The 632-nt window shown below is 37.7% G+C and carries 1 protein-coding gene; it reads left to right on the top strand.

Translation table 11 applies throughout. The features are described from left to right. The coding region (locus tag HHO47_RS19075; RefSeq protein WP_432651946.1) for a transposase at window positions 1-203 on the top strand (203 nt) is incomplete at its 5' end. Window positions 204-632 lie beyond the last annotated feature (429 nt).

The raw sequence follows: 632 nt of genomic DNA, 5'->3' as shown, positions 1-632 counted from the left end.
AACAACACTGGATATTGGATGTCGTGTTTAAAGAAGATGCATCTCAAATTCACGATCCGTTAAGCGCACAACATATGGCATTATTTCGTCGAGTGGTTAGAAACATGGTAAAACAACATACGAAAAGAAATAGTTCAATAAGAAGCAAGTGTGTAAGAGCGTGTTATGACGATGCTTTTAGAGAGGAATTGTTGTTCGGTTAACATCGTTAACAAAGTGTGCTCGCGCCCTGGGGTGATCGGGGTTAGCAGATAGCAACCGGTTGTTTTTTAAATCTGCTATTTTGCAAACAAACAAGCCATTTAAAACAGCAACAATCACATCGCCATACTTAACTGTTGCTGCCCATCAATAATTATTATATCACCATCAAAAATGCCAATTCCTTCCATGCTCCTACATCTAAATTAGAGGTAATCATACTAAGTAGTACAGTCAATTTGATTAATAGAGTATAGCAGCACTGTTTTATCCGATCTTCCGCACCCACTTTAAGAATAAATTTTCTGATACTGTTCACCTAAACAATCAATGATGGTTTGATTGCGCGCTTCCAAATTGGCAACGATAGGAATTTTGTCTGGTAAATATATAATGCTTATTCCTTCGAAACACTGGAATACCCAACGTGC

The organism is Pseudoalteromonas arctica, assembly GCF_012927645.1.
GTDB classification, from domain to species: Bacteria; Pseudomonadota; Gammaproteobacteria; order Enterobacterales; family Alteromonadaceae; genus Pseudoalteromonas; species Pseudoalteromonas arctica_A.
This window is presented reverse-complemented; position numbering and strand designations above follow the sequence as displayed.